Raw genomic sequence first — 15,920 nt, 5'->3', positions numbered from 1 at the left:
TGACTGGAGCAGATCAATCTTTAAACAACCCTGTCTTTAGACAACCCCCTCACACCCCAACACAGTCACAAACGCATCCAAATATTGCTCAATGGTCAGATCCGCAGATACTGGCGGCAGCTCTACGGTAATACACGGTAGGTTTCTTTCTTGGCACCATGTGCCGAATGAGCCTGGGGTTTCGTAATCAACGTCTTCGACGAGTGGTAGGTTGAACTGCTTGCCTAGCCAAGTGGCGAGTTCTGATTGAGTTGGGTCGTCGACCATGGCGAGTGGTTCGTGGAAAGAGATGACGAATTTAGGCTTACGCTGTTCGATGAGGTTGATGAGCGATTGCACTTCCGGTTCAAGCAGATTGGCTTGTCCCGTTTTAACTTTTACATCTCTGACTGGGGTGTGAGAACTCCAGCGATAGACGGTGCCGTTTTCTGTCCAGTTTTGAGTCGGAAAGGCGCGGTTTAAATCGACTTGGTTAGCGTTGGCGCGAGTGCCTAGTTGATTGCCGTCTGGGTTCATCGATAAGATCACATCGTGTCGCAAGTTGGCGGCAGGTAAGCTTCTTAGCGCGCAAGATAAACCCGCGATAGATGCGGTTTCATCACCGTGTGTGCCCGCTAAGATCAGCCCGCGAGATTCGCTTTCGATTTGCGCGGGGAAATAGAGCAAAGGTGCACCCAACACCGATTTTCCATATGACAGCGGCTTTATCGAAAACGCAGCTCTTTCCGTTCTTGGAATTAAACTCACCTTAATCTCCTGATTGATCAAGTACTATCAAGTATTCACTATTGGCTATATTAATCATTAACTAAGTCCATTAGATGAACCCCTTTAAATAAACCATAGCGTCAAAACTCGTCAACCGTCGCATTGTTAATTTTATTACTTGCTTCAAAGATAGGCTAGGAGAGCAAACAAACATGGATTTTAAAAAACATTCAACGGCTTTACTCATTTCATCTTTATTGACCCCTTTTATCTCAGTGACTGCCGTTGCTGAAACCTTACCTGCTGGTGTTTCACTGGCAAAAGACCAACATTTGGTGCGAGCCAATGATGCAGAAGCTGCGACACTCGATCCGGCAAAGGCAGAAGGCTTGCCTGAAATGCACATTCTACGTGACCTGTTTGAAGGTTTAGTGATCCAAGATCGCGATGGCAACATCACTCCAGGTGTCGCGGAATCTTGGGAAACCGAAGACAACCAGACGTTTGTATTCCACTTGCGTAAAGATGCGCAATGGTCGAATGGCGATCCGGTGACAGCCGATGATTTCGTGTATGCGATAAGACGCGCGGTTGACCCGAAACTCGCTTCGCCAAATGTGTGGTATCTCAAGCTTACTCAAATCAACAACATCGCTGATGTAGCTGAAGGTAAGAAGCCCGTTGAAGAGCTCGGTATCACGGCTGTTGATAAGCATACGGTGAAATTCGAACTCGATAGCCAAGTGCCATACTTTGTGGCGATGACAGGCCATACTTCAATGATGCCCGTTCACAAGGCAACGCTAGAAAACAGCGATAAGCCGTGGAGCGATCCGAAGCAGTTTGTTGGCAATGGTGCGTTTGTTTTAGGCGAGTGGGTGGTTAACGAGCGCATTGAACTGGAGAAGAACCCTAATTATTGGGACAGTTCAGATACGCACTTAACCCAAGTGACTTACATTCCGTTTGAGAACCAGAATGCGTCGATTAATCGCTATGCGGTGGGCGAGGTCGATATTACGTCTGATGTGCCGACACACATGGCGCAGCAGCTAAAAATGAAATATCAAGACGCGTATACAGCGGTACCTTTATTGTGTACTTACTATTACGCGTTCAATACCACGCGCCCTCCGTTTGATGATGCGCGAGTGCGTAAAGCGGTGTCTTATTCCATGATGCGCAATGTGATTACTAATGGAGTGACTCAAGTAGGTAACTTACCAGCTTATACCTTTGCTCATGAATACACGGCAGGTTTTGATGCCACTCAACCTGAGTACAGTACATGGATTCAAAGGGACCGTGACCAAAAGGCGAAAGAGTTGCTGAAAGAAGCCGGATACGATGCTTCTAACCCGCTAGATTTTAAATTGCTTTACAACACCAGTGAATCGAATAAGTCGATTGCGGTGGCGATTGCATCTATGCTGAAAAGCAATCTAGGCGCGCAAGTTGAGTTGGAAAACCAAGAGTGGAAGTCTTACTTAGTGTCACGTCGACAAGGTGATTTTGATGTGATGCGAGCGTCTTGGTGTGGTGATTACAATGAAGCGTCGACCTTCTTAAGCCTTCTGCGTTCTGAATCTTCAGGTAACTTTGCTCGTTACAACAACGACAAGTACGACTCAGCAATGGATAGCGCATTGGCTGCAACTAATGAGCAAGAACGCCAAGGTTTCTATGACCAAGCGGAGCAGTTACTGGCTGAAGATATGCCGATCGCGCCAATCTACTACTACATGCAGGCTCGTCTAGTGCGACCAAGTGTTGGCGGCTTTGCGAAGAATAACGTTGAAGGCCGCATCTATTCTAAGGATCTTTATATCAAGCAGTAAAAAGCTTTGAACATTATATAAATATAAATCCCCATTCGCTGACAAGGCGAATGGGGTAGGGGGTAGTAATTTTATCTTCTAACTTGTTTCAGGCTTTAAATAGCCACCATGTCCGCGGCTTTCTTCATCGCTTCCTTGGTTGAACACTCAATCACGTTCGCGTTAGCAAAGCGGTGAGCGTCTTTCACTTGAATATCGTGAGCCAAGATAACCAGTCTCGCGTTCGCTACATCTAGGTCGCTGATGCGGTTCTGAATACCGTTTTGACCTTGAGTTTCTACCTTAATCTTAAGGCCTGCTGCCAAGCCTGCTTTTTCCAGTGCTTTCGCTGCCATGAAGGTGTGTGCAACACCAGAAGGGCAACATGTTACGGCTACGATGTCGTACTCGCCTTCGCCTGCTACAGGAGCTGTTTGAGCTTGTACTGGCGCTTCAACCATGTCTTCTTCTGTTTCAACCGCTACTGGCTTCCAGAAGCCAACGATAACCGCCGTAGTTAGTGAACCTAGCGCAATACCGACCACGTACATTGGAATGTTACTTGATACTGGTGCTGTGATTAGGCCGCCCCAAGGTGCGTGTAGTAGAACGTCTGTCATGAAGCCGAATACACAGCCCACGATACCACCGGCAACGATTGAAGGAAGTACGCGCATTGGGTCATTCGCTGCGAATGGGATAGCACCTTCAGAGATACCGATAGAACCCATGATTGCTGCTGCTTTACCTGCTTCTTGCTCCTGTTTAGAGAACTTGTTTTTGAATAGGAAAGTCGCCAATGCCATACCTAGAGGTGGTGTACAAATCGCGATGCCTACACCGCCCATTAACCAAGGTTGAGTGTCTACTTGAGTTTGAGCAAATAGCGTTGCTACTTTGTTGATAGGGCCGCCCATATCAAACGCCGTCATACCACCAAGGATTGTGCCCAGAACCATCTTAGACGCGCCAGCCATTGAAGCTAGGAACTCGTTCATTGAAGACATGAACAGTTTGATTGGCTCACCAATGCCCCACAGTACGATGCCGGCAGAGATTAACGTGCCTAGAAGCGGGTAGATAAAGTAAGCACCTAGCGCAGTCATGTTGGTAGAAAGCGGGATCTTCTTAAGTTGGAACACCACGCCACCGGCGATAAAGCCAGCCACGATACAACCAAGGAAGCCGCCGCCCATGTCAGCCATGATGCCAGAAGAGATCATCGCAGGTGCCAGTGCTGGTTTATCTGCAATTGAGTAACCAATAAAGCCGCCAAGAATGATTGGGAAAAGAACAAGGCCTTTGATACCGATATTAGAGATGTCTGCTAGCAGGCCGTCTGCAGGTACAGCACCTTTGCCTGATGCCATTACCGCTAAAGCCAATAGAACACCACCGGCTACGATGAAAGGCAGCATGTGTGATGTACCGAAAAGCAGATGGCCTTTCATGGTACTGAGGATTTTTTTATAGTCGCTACTACTATTTTTATTGCTAGTATTGGTAGCTTGATTTGCTAGGGTACTCATAATTTTCTACGCCTTATGAATTAATTAAAATATTAAGGATTTGATGTTCATCTTTTGCGTTATGGATATTCTGGATAAATTCATCGCTGAATTTTCCAAACAGTTCTTGTAGTACATAAATATGATGGTCAGCACCGTTGTCTGGTGATGCGATCATAAAAAATACGGTTGGGTTGATGCCGTCTTCATCGCCATACTCAATGCCTTCACGCTTAACACCGACAGCGATTGCTGGCTCAGTGACAGCCTTGCTTTTTGAGTGCGGATAAGCGATACCGTCCATTGAGGTAATGCTTTGAGATTCACGAATTTCGATGTCTGCCAAGAAGGCTTCTTTATTACTGATTCGATTGTTTTCAAATAACATGCTTGCCAATTCTTCAAACAGTTCTTTTTTATTATTCGCTTGAAGGTTGTTATTAATTAAGTTGACGTTAGTTAGCTGTGTGATCATTTATTAACTCATTCACTATTGAAGTTCTTGAATTAAAATTAATGGATTAACCCGATTCGCGAAATAGCAAATAAAAGCCCTTCACTGTACATTTGTATCCAGCAAAATTAAGTGTGATTTGCATCATTAATGCAGTGTGAGATAGGTCATATTTGATGGCGTTTTTGATACGCCGACTGGTCTCATCAGAAACAAAAATGCCCCGCAACAGCAGGGCATAGATAGCGTGTGATTAGTGGTGATGGAGCTAGCTGTAAGCGCGCGCCACACGTCCAAAGCAGTCCAGTTTGTAACTCTCAGCATAAGCAGGAATAAACACCGACTGGCCTTTCTCTATCACGCAGGTTTCACCACATTGATGAGTGAGCACCATAGATTCGTCGAGTGGCAACAGGATCTCGGCACCTTCGGTCGTGATCTGTCGTTGATGTGAGTTTTGCACGATAGAGAACTTAAAATCTTCGACTGGAATTTGGTATTCCATCACATCACCTTGCTCAATCGGGCTGAGCAATAATCTATCCGCAGGCTTTTCATTAAATCGAGTACAAGAAACCAGTTCGTTCACGTCCATGTACTTAGGCGTTAACCCGGCACGCAGCACATTGTCTGAGTTCGCCATGATTTCTAAGCCTGTACCCTTGATGTAAGCGTGGGGAGTCTCGGCATCCAGATACATGGCTTGCCCCGGCTTTAAGGTGATCACGTTCAATAGCAGCGGAGCGAACAAGCCGACATCACCTGGGTATTGAGCTTCCAGCTCTGAAATCAACTGAAACACAGGTGTATCTGAAAGCTTGGCCTTCATCAGTAACATAGTCAGCGCCATGCCTTTTTGTTCTCCTTGCAAAGACAATAAGCTCGCGAAGAAACTCGCTAAACCATTGGGGGTTTGATCGCCCGCGAGATCGTTTACCATCGAATGCAGCTCTGGAATATCGAGGTAGTGGAAGTGCTCAAGAATCTCGCTGATTGATCGAAAACCATTCATCGCGGTGTAGTCTGTTAGGGCATACACCAGTTCTGGCTTGTGGTTGGCATCCTTGTAGTTACGGTTCCCCGCTGTCATCGGAATGCCTTGCTGCTCTTCTAGTGCATAGCCAGATTCCGCTTGCTGCTTGTTCGGGTGTACTTGAACCGAGAGCGCTTTCTCAGCAGCTAACACCTTGAATAGATATGGCAGCTCACCAAAACGACTTGCTACTTTCTCGCTTAAAAACAGGTTTAGGTTCTTAGAAATCAAGCTCGATAATGTAGTCTGCTGCCCGTTATCAGTGACCATTGAGCAACCATTCGGGTGAGCACCCATCCAGATCTCCGCTTGCGGTTCACCAGATTGGTTATCAATACCAAACAGTTGGCTAAACGAAGAAGGACTACCCCATGCGTAGTTTTGAATCACGTTAGTCATAGGGTAGAAAAAGCGTTGTACGAACGAGTCGTTCGCTAAAGAAAAATCAGACATCGAAATCACCATGAAGGGGAACATGGCTTGAGCTCTACTCGACCTATTGAAATGCGAGTAGAAGGGCTCAAGCCATTGGAGTTGAAATGGCTTAAGCCGCTGCTGTCGTTAGCTTGGCTTTGCGTAGATTTTTAAGCGCGATACAAGTAACCGCAGTCACACCCGCACCTGATGCCATGCACAGAAGTGCCAGCATTGGGTAGTTCATTGCGCCTAGTAGAGCAACAACCGGACCACCGTGAGCAACGCTGTTGGTGATACCGAATGAGAACGCCATAACAGCTGCCGTCATTGAACCAAGCACGTTGGCAGGGATAACCGACATTGGATCTTGAGCCGCGAAAGGAATCGCACCTTCAGAGATACCCACCAAGCCCATTGCGCCTGCTGCCTTACCTGCTTCGATTTCAGAAGATTCGAATAGGTCGAACTTACGGCCAAGTCTGGTTGCGATAGCCATACCCAATGGAGCGACAGGAATTGCACATGCCATTGCACCCATGAACTGAGTTTGACCGCTGGCAATCATGCCGACCGAGAATAGGAATGCCACCTTGTTGAATGGGCCGCCCATATCGAAACCGGCCATGCCACCAAGGACGATGCCAAGCAGAACCACGTTGCCTGTGCTCATGCTCGTTAGTAGTGCAGTAAGAGCATCCATCAGCCCAGCGATAGGTGCGCCGATAACAAAAATGAACAGACCTGCGATGAACAAAGAGCCAGTGATCGGAGCGATCATGATAGGCACAAGCGGTTGAACGAATTTGTGGTAGTTAAACGAGGTAATCCATTTAACGAAGTAGCCGACCAATAGACCGGCAATGATTGCGCCGATGAAGCCTGTACCTGCGTCAGCGCCGTAGAAAGAACCGTTGTTGGCAATCCAACCGCCAATCAAACCTGGGGTTAGAGCAGGGCGGTCAGCAATCGCGTAAGCAATGTAGCCCGCCAAGATTGGGATCATCAATGTGAAGGCAACCACACCGACTTCTAGAATTTGGTTCCACATGCTGCCAGCAGGAATCGCCATGCCTGATTCACTTGGCTCACCGCCAATGGCTAGTGCTAGGGCAATCAAAAGGCCGCCAGTCACCACGAATGGGATCATGTGAGATACGCCATTCATCAAGTAACGATAAAGGTCTGAACGCGCTTGTGAGGCTTTTTCTACAACAGATTGGTTGGTCGGCGTTTGTTCAGCTTGGTAACTAGGTGCATTAAGAGCTTGCTTAATCAAGCCTTGCGCATCTTTGATTGGCGCTTTTACGTTGGTGCTAATGACACGTTTTCCGGCAAAGCGAGCCATGTCGACCTGTTTATCACAAGCCACGACAATCGCGTCTGCACGTTCGATCTCTTCTTGAGTCGGGCTGTTTTTAACACCAATAGAACCGTTAGTTTCGACCTTGATGTCGTAGCCAAGAGCCGCTGCGCCTTTCTCTAGTGCTTCAGCGGCCAAATAAGTGTGTGCAACGCCAGCTGGGCAACCGGTCACACCAATGATGAAGCCTTGTTTCTCAACGTTGTTTTCCGTTTCTGATGGTTCAGGTTTGGTAAGCAGTAGCTCTAACGCCGCTTGTTCAGAGTCGGCATTCATGAAGTTTTCGATGAAACCTTCTTCAATCAGTTTTGAAGAAAGCTCTGCCAGTACTTCGATGTGGTGATTATCACCGCCATCAGGAGAGGCAATCATGAAGAAGAGTTTTGATGGCTGACCGTCATCGGCGCCGTACTCGATGCCCTGTTGATGGACGCCGATAACAACCGCAGGTTTGATCACCGCGCTGCTTTTCGCGTGTGGCAGGGCAATGCCTTCTTCAAATCCGGTATTGCCTTGTTCTTCTCTCGCCTTAATGTCGGCAAGAAACTGTGCTTTGTCTGAGATTCTGCCTTGTGCGTACAGCACGTCTATCAGCTCTTTAAATACGTCTTCTTTTGAATTAGCGCTAAGCGAAAGCTTAATCAAATCTTGATTGATCAATGTCGTGATCATAATGAACCCCTACTCTGTTTTTATTTTGTTAGGGGTATTCTGGAATCTACGGCTTACCTTCTGTAGTGAAGAAAAAATGCATTTACTGGATGATTGTTGCGTTATAAATGGAGTGTGATTTTGATCGGTAGAGTGAGCGTTTTTAGGGCGGTGTTGACAGAGTTTAAGATGTGTTGAGGCTTTTATTTATAAGGGCTGTAGCGCATTTGTTTATCCAGTCAGAAACGTGCTAGGTCAGTTTCGTTACTGGAAATTTATTTCCGTGACTGGATTTTTGTAACCTAGATCTCAAATTGTGATTTTGCTCAATAGCGCTATGTTTCACTAAGGGGTATATCTATTCTCGTAGCCTTATTGCTGCCCACTAGAGTTCGAATAATGATATTTCATGACTTAATCTCGTCTGTGTTAAATGAGCGAGAACCATTTCACAACATCTGGTTTGCTGGAGATTTTCACACGCCTTCAGCATGCAGTTATCAGGTGAATTTTCCGCGCTTAGAGTTAGTGCTAGACGGAGAGTATATTAATGAAATGGAGAGTCATGATCGCAAAATAACCAACGTTATCGCCAAAGCCGGAGACGCAATTTTCATCCCACCGAACTGCTGGAATAAACCTAACTGGGATACCGACTGTTCGGTGTTGAGCATGCTATTTGGTCGTCGTCAGCTTGGTTTAAGTTTGGTGAGTAAGCGTAAAGGCGAGGAGAGTTTTTACGATATTCAAAAGCACAGTATTCAGACTCGTTCAGGGTTTGCGATTGATAACATTCTGGAGGCGCTCAGCTCACTAGCGCGCGAGAGTAACAAGCAGCCGATGGATGAGTTATTACTGCAAGCTCTATTGCAATACAGTAAAACCATGCTGGAAGCGCCCGTAGAAAAATCTCATAGCCGAGTACAGGATGTGTATCAGGGGATTTGTATCTACATTCAAGAGAACTTCCACCGCCAGATCACCCGAGACAGCATTGCCTCGCGCTTTAGCATTTCATCCAATCACTTGTCGCGAATGTTCCGTCAACAAGGCCACATGACGCTAGCAGAATACATTACCCGAGTTCGTGTCGACCGCGCTAAGTTCATGCTCAAGAAGTACAACTTCAAGCTCAATGAAGTGGCTGTGCGTTGTGGTTTTAAGGATGTGAACTACTTCTGTCGAGTATTTAAGAATCGCACCGGAAGAACGCCGACTGAATATCGTGGTTCTATTTAGTTAAGCCGTCTTTTTAAGTCGGAGTGTATTTTTTGTTGAGCCGTATTTTTGAGTGAGTAGCCTTAAAGCAGGCGAGATGATATGTACATCAACAGTGCTTGCAGATCGACACTGCTTCTGGTTTTTTGCAGACGTTCATTGACCTGATCGTGGAGCAGGTTTCGCGTTAAATTGGTGGCTGCAATAATATGTTCTCGTTGTGGCTTGGTTGGCAGTACTAAAGCGATAGCTACGTGTACTTGGCCAATTTGAGATGCCCAGTCAATCGGGTTGTCACTGACGATCACCGCGATCGAGAGATCTTGAGTAGATTCAAACATCACATGGGGCAGTGCGATACCTGGTGACACGCAGGTTGAAGAGCGTTCTTCTCGCTTAATGAAAGCCAAAATCAGCTCATCTGGATCTTGTGGATAAACGAGGTGAGCGAGCCCTTTCAAGCACTCAAATTTTGTCAGTTGAGTTTGCGCCTTAGCGTGGTGCCACTTGATGTCACAAGGCGGGCATATCTGAGGCATACGCTGGATTAAGTCGTTCGAGAACTCATGATTCACTTGTGAGCCAACCATGTCGTAATGCTCAGCAATCACGTCTTTTATTACAAAACATGCGAGTTCAGCATCAATCCCTACCGCGGTTATCTGACACAAATCCCCCCGGAGTAAACCCACTTGTAACATCGCGACAGATTTGGAGAGATCAGCGGTTCGATTTTGAGTGATGTTGATAATGCGGATGTTGCTTTTGAACTTCTTCGCTAAACGAGTCAACGGCTGCGCGACGTGTGAGTTCGCGGCAGGATCGTCAACGAAGAAGGTGATCTGATATTCATTCATGAAAGGTTTAAGTTCGACAATGCTTGATAAAGACTTTATCGACACTCAATAACACTTCTTCCATGGGAATGAAGACGGTTTTCGCGGGGTCAAATCGGCTTGGTTGTTCGATGTCGATATCAGAGACGATCAACACTTTGTCTGCGAGGGTAATATCCTGGCCTGTCAGTAAGTTTTCAATCCCCATAGCGCCTTGAGTCTCAACCTTGATTGAAACATTGAATTTTGGGGCTGTTTTATTTAGTGCATCAGCTGCCATATAGGTGTGCGCAATGCCTGTAGGGCACGCAGTTACCGCTACAATTCTCATTATTATTCTCGGTGTGCTTAGATCGACAGTTTACTTGGATCGATGGGACTATCTGAATCTAGGAAGTTTATGGATTCCCGTTTTTAATTCAAAGGTGAACGTCACACTCTTGCTTCTTGGTTACAATTATCCAGTTAATGCACCTTTCGTCCTATATATCGAGCGGCCTTGCCTCGTTAGTCTTTTCATATTATTAACCTCTTTATCTCATTTACTTAAATTGGTACTCGGACGAGGCAGCACATGGACATCACTGACATTATAGAGCCGGAGATTATCTGTCTGGATTTAAAGGCAGACTCTAAACAGGCGGTATTTGAAGAGCTTGTCGAACTGCTTGACCGCGCAGGTAAGCTCTCCAATAAAAGTGAGTTCCTTGATGATATCTGGAAGCGTGAGGCCATTGGTAATACGGGCTTTGATGATGGTATTGCGATTCCACACGCGAAAAGCACTGCTGTAGCTAAACCTGCTGTGGCGGTAGGTATTAGCCGAACGGGTATCGATTATGGCGCAGACGGCGGTGAGCTGTCTGATGTGTTCTTCATGCTTGCTTCGCCCGATAACAACGATGACCATCATATCGAGGTGTTGGCTCAGATCTCGACCAAACTGATTGAAGATGACTTTGTTACAAAATTAAAGGCTGTTGAGTCGGTAGAGGAAGCTCAAGAGTTGTTTCTCGAAGTGAATTCTGAATCGTTCGATAGTTACGCCTCAAGCCATCATGAAGTGTATGTCGAGCCGCTCAGCCCTTGGGCTCAATCTCTTAATCGCCTCAAAGAACACCTGCTGTACGGCACGTCACACATGATCCCATTCGTGGTTGCGGGTGGGGTTCTGTTGTCTCTGTCGGTAATGATGTCGGGTCATGGCGCAGTGCCTGAGAGCGGTGTTCTGGCTGACATTGCACAGATGGGCATCGCGGGGTTAACCCTGTTTACTGCGGTACTTGGTGGTTACATCGCGTATTCGATGGCTGACAAACCGGGTTTAGCGCCCGGAATGATAGGCTCTTGGGTCGCGGTCAATCAATACAACACCGGATTCCTCGGTGCGATAGTGGTCGGTTTCTTCGCGGGCTTTGTGGTTAATCTACTTAAGAAGATCAAGCTGCCAGACAGCATGATCTCGCTGAGCTCGATCTTCATCTATCCACTAGTCGGCACCTTTGTTACCTGTGGTGCGGTGATGTGGGTGATTGGTTCTCCTATTGCCCAAGTGATGCTAGAGATGAACCAAATGCTGACTGGCATGGCAGGCTCAGGAAAAGTGGTGTTGGGTAGCATTTTGGGTGCGATGACGGCCTTTGATATGGGTGGCCCGATCAATAAGGTCGCAACGCTGTTTGCTCAAACGCAGGTGAATACCCAGCCATGGTTGATGGGCGGCGTCGGGATAGCAATTTGTACACCGCCATTAGGCATGGCTCTTGCCACTTTTATATCACCTAAGAAGTTCAAACGAGACGAACGAGAAGCCGGAAAAGCCGCAGGCATCATGGGAATGATTGGCATCAGTGAAGGCGCGATTCCTTTTGCCGCAGCCGATCCTGCGCGCGTTCTGCCTGCTGTTGTTGCTGGTGGCGTAGTTGGTAACGTGGTCGGCTTTATGTTCCATGTAGTGAACCATGCACCATGGGGCGGCTGGATTGTATTGCCAGTGGTTGATGGCAAGATTGGCTATATCGTCGGCACACTAGCAGGTGCTCTAACGACGGCTCTGATTGTGATACTGCTGAAAAAGAACGTGGTCGAAGGCGAAGCGAATTCTAATCAGTTCACGGGTGGCTCGGTAACGGAAGAAGGGCAAGCGGATGTATTGGCGATCACTTCTTGTCCATCTGGTGTTGCTCATACGTTTCTTGCGGCTAGGTCTTTGGAAAAGGCGGCTCATCATCTTGGGGTTCGGATTAAAGTCGAAACGCAGGGTGCCAACGGAATCGGCAATCGCATCACACAAAAAGATATTGAACGGGCGAGGTTGGTGATTTTTGCTCATGATGTGGCAATTAAAGAGATCGAACGCTTTGCGAACGTGAAAACCTTAGATGTCAGCACTAAGGAAGCGATGCTTAATGCGCAGGCGTTGATTATGAGAAAGGTATAACCGTTAAACTATAAGTTAATCATCTATAAAGTTAACTAGATCAAAACTAAAAAGACTCCGCTCTAGCCTTTAGCTAACAGTGGAGTCTTTTTGTATGGCTACAGATAAGTTCAGCTCTTAAAAAGGGTGGTACTTGAAGATGTCTTCAACCATTGAGTTGAGTAGTTCTATGTCATCGCAGGTTTTTGCATAAGTGCGTAGCCCTGCAATTTGAACCTGAACGTGGCGAGCAAGTTGAGTCGGTTTGCGTTCTTTGCTGATCTCACCAAGTTCTTGCGCTTCGGCAATCAGTTTGGCGAACTCGCCTTCCATGATTTTGAGTGATTTCTTGGCTTCTTCTAATAATTCAGCGTGCTCATCCGTCAGTTCAGCTACTGTTTTAGCCAGCATACACATGCCGTTAGGCGCGCTTTGTTTCGATTCGACAACGGCACGTTTTACGAAGTTTTCTAGTGCTTTGATTGGAGAGTCGGTTTCGCTGCGTAAGCGGTTCAGGTTGAGAATGCCGAGTTCGGTATAACGAGCTAATGTTTCTTTAAACAAGCCTTCTTTGCTGCCAAAAGCCGCGTAGATGCTGCCCGGACGCATATCAATCACGTCCTGTAGATTGCGCATAGAAGTTGCGTGAAAGCCCTTTTCCCAATACAGGTTAGTCGCTTTATCTACTACGTCTTGTCTATCGAACTTCGCTGTCTTGGCCATAACATCTACTTCATTAATCTGAACATATGTTCAATATTTTAAGATGAACACTCGTTCTAGTAAAGGAGTGTCTGGTTACTCTGGCAATCTCGCAAAGATCGATAGCATTAATCGGTAATAAAAAACTCTAATCATCAACAACTTCGACGGTTTTATGTTGTGCGCCGTAATAGGTACCTTCATCGATGGTGTACATCAGCGTTTCTTTGCACTCTGGGCAATCGAATTCTTCATTGGGTTCGATTGCTTCCTCTTCTACCCATTCCCATCCAATGTGTTCTTCGCAAGCGGGGCAATCCATAAAAATACCTCTCAGCTGTTGTCGCATATTTACTGCGAGCTTCTACTTAATAAGCTCGGCAGTATACATATTTGAGACTGAATATATAGATGCTCGTGAGTGAACAGCTTGGTAAGGGTTACACAGTGAGTGCTGGTCTACCACTTTATGATTATGCAGTGTGTGTCAATTTTTAGTCACTGCGTCAGAGAAATGTTGTTACACGTATTTTTCGTCTGGTTAAGTCAGATAGTTAACAGTTTTATTCATAAACCAATGAGTTTTATAAGGTTAAATGTTAACGTCCTCTGCGCTGAACTGTGTAGTTAGGTCATGGTTTACATAGGTCAGCTTGAATAATTATAGAGTCACAATTAAGGCGCACCCGTTAGAAGGAAGCCAAATTCGATGACTGAGAAGATTTGTTAGTTGTTAGGGAAATAATAATGAATTTAACCGATATGTCATTTAAGCAAAAAATCATCGCTTTGCTTATCTTACCGATCTTAGGGTTTTTATGGCTTAGTGTTTCTGCCATTTCAAAAGGCGTAGAAACCACCAGTGAAATGTCGTCATTAAACCAACTTACGCGTTTGTCGGTTGTGTACAGTGAGTTGGTGCACGAGTTACAGAAAGAGCGTGGTATGACGGCTGGTTTTATCGGGTCACAGGGAAACAAGTTTGGCAGTGAGCTAAAAGCACAAAGAATTAACGCAGACAGCAAACGCAATCAAAGAACCGAGTACTGGCAGTCTGAAGAAATCGGCTTATCGCAGATCGCGCGTCTGAATACTGAAATCAGCCAAAGTCTCAACCAAATTACTTCGATTCGCAATAGAGTGGATTCTCAATCAATTCCGCTTTCTGAAGCATTAGGTTACTACACCAAACTTAATGCTAAGTTATTGAGTGTATCTGCATTAATTGCTGAGCTAAGTACTGATGCCACCATCACGACAGAAACCATCGCCTACTATAACTTTCTACAAGGCAAAGAGCGTGCGGGTATCGAACGTGCGGTTCTCAACAACACCTTTTCTAAAAATGAATTTGGCCCGGGTATGTTGGTTAAATTCATCTCTTTGGTAACCGAGCAAAATACATATTTTGCGAACTTTGAAGTTTTGGGTAACCCAGATAACGTTGATTTCTTTAAACAGCAACTGAATGATCGCTCGGTGGCTGAAGTGGAAAAACTTCGTGATGTGGCTGAATCGAAAATGAGTGGTTTTGATGTCGATCCTGTTTATTGGTTTGCTCAATCGACGGCACGAATTGTTCAGCTGAAGAAGACTGAAAATCAGTTAGCAGAGTCTCTTATTACACTGACGGATCAGAAAACTCAGCAAGCTCAATCAGCAATGATGGGCAGCATTGTGATGTTTGTTGTGATCACTTTGTTCGCAACTTTTGTTAGCTTCAAAGCCATTACTGATTTAACGACTCGAGTTAAAGATCTAACGCGAGTGCTTTCTAAAGTCCGAAATGACAATGACTTAACCGTTCGTGCGACTTACGAAGGTAATAGTGAGCTGGGTCAAATCTCATCGTCGCTTAATGAAACATTAGAGAAGTTTTCTCAAGTTATCGATAACCTATCTCAATCTAGCCTGACACTTGCTTCAGCAGCAGAAGAGACGGCGCAAACTTGCCAATACAACTCAAGCACCTTAGTTGAACAGCAAGACCAGATTGGCTTGATTGCGACAGCAACAGAAGAGCTATCAGCGACGGTGAATGAAGTCGCGGCTAAAACACAGCAAACGGCAAGCTCAGCGAAGATCGCTGATGAACAATCACAGCAAGGTTTAAGCACGGTTCAACAATCTTATGAGTCGATAGAAACCTTGGCTTCTGAGATTAACGGCCTCGCTGAAAAAATCACTCATCTACACGAAAGCAGCAACAACATTAACAGTGTGATTGATGTGATTAAATCTGTTGCCGAACAAACCAATTTGTTAGCGTTAAATGCAGCGATTGAAGCCGCTCGAGCTGGTGAACAAGGTCGTGGTTTTGCTGTCGTAGCCGATGAAGTTCGTACTTTGGCTCAGCGTACGCAACAGTCCACTTCGGAAATTGAAGGCTTCATTAACTCGCTACAATCTGACGTACAGACAGCATTCAATGTGATTGATAACAGCAAGAAGATGTCTTCAAGAGCGGTTGAAGACTCACGAGGAGTAGAACAGACCCTGCAAGATATTTCAGGGGCTGTGAGCGAAATATTCAGCATGGCAGAGCAGATCGCAACCGCAACTGAAGAGCAAGCAGTAGTGACTCAAGATATTGCTCAGAACGTTGTCGCGGTAGAGCAGAAGTCGACAGAATCTACGACAGGCGCAACGCAAATTGCTGCAACAGCGAAAGAGCAGGCTGAGTTGGCAACATCGCTGAAAGAGCTCTCGAATACGTTTAAGAGTTAGCAACTCAGAGCTAGAAGCTTTCTATCGCATATAAAAAATGTCCCGCCTAGTGCGGTAATGCCGATCAGTT

General features: G+C 46.0%; 13 protein-coding genes. 4 read left to right on the top strand and 9 right to left on the bottom strand.

Annotated elements, in window-relative coordinates; genetic code table 11:
* Positions 1-36: 36 nt before the first annotated feature.
* Positions 37-738 carry a murein tripeptide amidase MpaA gene (gene mpaA / locus AB4589_RS09605; RefSeq protein ID WP_372100262.1) on the bottom strand — a complete coding sequence of 234 codons (702 nt, stop codon included), beginning with the start codon at positions 736-738 and terminating at the stop codon, positions 37-39.
* A 182-nt stretch (positions 739-920) separates the two neighbouring features.
* Here mpaA and AB4589_RS09600 point away from each other — a divergent pair, with 182 nt between their 5' ends.
* Positions 921-2,546, top strand: coding sequence for an ABC transporter substrate-binding protein (locus tag AB4589_RS09600; RefSeq protein WP_371710612.1), 1,626 nt, complete (start codon positions 921-923; stop codon positions 2,544-2,546).
* A 95-nt stretch (positions 2,547-2,641) separates the two neighbouring features.
* On the opposite strand, the gene AB4589_RS09595 is transcribed toward AB4589_RS09600, so the two are convergent.
* From AB4589_RS09595 to AB4589_RS09580, 4 genes are all read right to left on the bottom strand, one after another.
* The gene (locus AB4589_RS09595) at positions 2,642-4,054 is read right to left on the bottom strand and encodes a fructose-specific PTS transporter subunit EIIC (protein WP_017097643.1); all 1,413 of its coding nucleotides are present in this window, start codon (positions 4,052-4,054) and stop codon (positions 2,642-2,644) included.
* A 13-nt stretch (positions 4,055-4,067) separates the two neighbouring features.
* Positions 4,068-4,508 (bottom strand): PTS sugar transporter subunit IIA, encoded by a 441-nt coding sequence (locus tag AB4589_RS09590; protein ID WP_076667127.1) that lies wholly within the window; start codon positions 4,506-4,508, stop codon positions 4,068-4,070.
* 247 nt (positions 4,509-4,755) lie between these two features.
* Positions 4,756-5,973, bottom strand: a complete 1,218-nt coding sequence (gene manA / locus AB4589_RS09585; RefSeq protein ID WP_372100260.1) for a mannose-6-phosphate isomerase, class I — start codon at positions 5,971-5,973, stop codon at positions 4,756-4,758.
* 91 nt (positions 5,974-6,064) lie between these two features.
* Complete coding sequence (locus AB4589_RS09580; RefSeq protein ID WP_102582883.1) at positions 6,065-7,969, bottom strand: fructose-specific PTS transporter subunit EIIC; 1,905 nt, start codon at positions 7,967-7,969, stop codon at positions 6,065-6,067.
* Positions 7,970-8,347: 378 nt separating this feature from the next.
* On the opposite strand from AB4589_RS09580, the gene AB4589_RS09575 reads away from it, so the two are divergent.
* Positions 8,348-9,187: a helix-turn-helix transcriptional regulator gene (locus AB4589_RS09575; protein ID WP_029223612.1), complete on the top strand. Its 840-nt coding sequence runs from the start codon at positions 8,348-8,350 to the stop codon at positions 9,185-9,187.
* A 62-nt stretch (positions 9,188-9,249) separates the two neighbouring features.
* Here the strand turns inward: AB4589_RS09575 and AB4589_RS09570 are convergent, their stop codons facing one another.
* Entirely contained in the window at positions 9,250-10,023 is a 774-nt protein-coding gene (locus tag AB4589_RS09570) for a PTS sugar transporter subunit IIA (protein ID WP_372100261.1), read from the bottom strand.
* Between the two features lie 7 nt (positions 10,024-10,030).
* Positions 10,031-10,333, bottom strand: coding sequence for a PTS fructose transporter subunit IIB (locus AB4589_RS09565; protein ID WP_009846233.1), 303 nt, complete (start codon positions 10,331-10,333; stop codon positions 10,031-10,033).
* Positions 10,334-10,576: 243 nt separating this feature from the next.
* Between AB4589_RS09565 and AB4589_RS09560 the strand changes: the two genes are divergently transcribed.
* On the top strand, positions 10,577-12,442 hold the full coding sequence (locus AB4589_RS09560; RefSeq protein ID WP_372100259.1) for a fructose-specific PTS transporter subunit EIIC: 1,866 nt from the start codon (positions 10,577-10,579) through the stop codon (positions 12,440-12,442).
* A gap of 117 nt (positions 12,443-12,559) precedes the next feature.
* Here the strand turns inward: AB4589_RS09560 and AB4589_RS09555 are convergent, their stop codons facing one another.
* Together AB4589_RS09555 and AB4589_RS09550 are read right to left on the bottom strand one after the other, a co-directional pair.
* A complete protein-coding gene (locus tag AB4589_RS09555) occupies positions 12,560-13,144 on the bottom strand; it encodes a TetR/AcrR family transcriptional regulator (protein WP_372100258.1) in 585 nt (194 codons plus the stop codon).
* A 127-nt stretch (positions 13,145-13,271) separates the two neighbouring features.
* A complete protein-coding gene (locus tag AB4589_RS09550) occupies positions 13,272-13,445 on the bottom strand; it encodes a hypothetical protein (protein ID WP_012601113.1) in 174 nt (57 codons plus the stop codon).
* 425 nt (positions 13,446-13,870) lie between these two features.
* On the opposite strand from AB4589_RS09550, the gene AB4589_RS09545 reads away from it, so the two are divergent.
* Positions 13,871-15,850: a methyl-accepting chemotaxis protein gene (locus tag AB4589_RS09545; protein WP_029223004.1), complete on the top strand. Its 1,980-nt coding sequence runs from the start codon at positions 13,871-13,873 to the stop codon at positions 15,848-15,850.
* Positions 15,851-15,920: the final 70 nt, after the last annotated feature.

Source organism: Vibrio sp. 10N.222.49.A3, assembly GCF_041475145.1.
Lineage (GTDB): Bacteria > Pseudomonadota > Gammaproteobacteria > Enterobacterales > Vibrionaceae > Vibrio > Vibrio tasmaniensis_A.
The sequence above is the reverse complement of the archived record's forward strand: the minus strand, read 5'-3'. Positions and strand labels throughout refer to the sequence as shown.